1 pseudogene is annotated in these 1,367 nt (G+C 57.4%); it reads right to left on the reverse strand.

From position 1 onward, the window contains the following. Positions 1-1,036, reverse strand: a pseudogene (locus AC1RL5_RS31850) (HAF repeat-containing protein); the annotation flags it as partial. Positions 1,037-1,367: the final 331 nt, after the last annotated feature.

The raw sequence follows: 1,367 nt of genomic DNA on the forward strand, positions 1-1,367 counted from the left end.
TGGCCATGGCGGTGCGGGTGTTGTCCAGGTCGATGAGGTGGGAACCTGTTTCGGTGATTTTCCATAGCGCGGCGTGCGTGGCACCTTCGCCCGTAAGGCTGATACCCACGACAACATTGCCGTCAGCGGAGACGCCGGTCGCCGATGACGTTCCACCACCCAGGGTGCCCAGGTCGACCATGCCGCTGGCATCGGTGTGCCGGAATGCATGGGGATCGCCAGTGGCCGTCGCAGCTGTACCCACGACGACGCGACCGTCGGCAGAAGCGCCATAAGCAAAGGAAGGGCCACCCCATGAGCCCAGGCCGACCATGCCGGTGGTGTCAGAGTATTTGAACGCTTGAGTGTCGCCTGTAGCTGTCTGGGCCGTTCCCACGACAACATGGCCGTCAGCGGAGATGCCGAATGCCAGTGAGGTCTGCCCTCCCAGGGTGCCCAGATCGATCATGCCGCTCGCGTCGGTGTGCTTGAAGGCGTGTTTCAGGCCTGTGCTGGAGTCGATATTCGCGTATCCCACGACGATGCTGCCGTTCGCGGACACGGCGGTGGCAAAGGAGACGCCGCTGTTGTCCGCCTTCAGGGTGCCCAGATCGATCATGCCCTTCGCGTCGGTGTGTTTGAACGCACGATAGTAGCTATTGGTTGCAGACGAATAGCCTACGACAACCGCGCCGTCAGCCGATACGCCTGTCGCCTCTGACATCCCCTGTCCACTCAACGTGCCCAGGTCGACCATGCCGGTTGCATCGGTGTGCTTGAAGGCGTGAGTGTGGTTACTGGAGAGGGCGGCGAACCCCACGACCACCTTGCCGTCAGCGGATACGGCCTTGGCATGGGATTGATTGCCACCCAGTGTGCCCAGATTGACCATGCCGGTCGCATCGCTGTACTTGAACGCATATTGATTGCCGCTCGTGAACTCAGTGCCGACGATGAAACGGCCGTCAGCCGATACACCGTAGGCGACGGAGTCATCAACGCCTAAAGAACTCAGGTCGATAGTAATGTCGGCACAGGACTGTGCTGAATAAATCATTCCATAGATCAGTGTTAGTGCGGCTGTTGCAAAAGGCGATTTCAATGTAATGAACCTGGCGATAAAGTAAATGATTACAGCGGCCTGAGTAATGGAATTTTTTTATGGGCGAACAGGCTACTGCCGAGGTAAAGGCTTGGTTTACGCAGCGATGAGGGTGTGACGCCCGGATGGCTTGGGGTTTAGGGCCGGGCGGGGCGCGATGGCGTGAGTCGAAGTTGTCTTGCTTACATGCGGGTAGTAACTGGGCGTTTAACTAATTGCTGTGTTGGATATGAATTTGATGTGTCGGGTTAGTTTAGTTATTAGTTGCGGATGAAGTCTTTAGGAA

The sequence above is a fragment of the Pseudomonas sp. GW822-FHT06D10 genome (assembly GCF_058799535.1).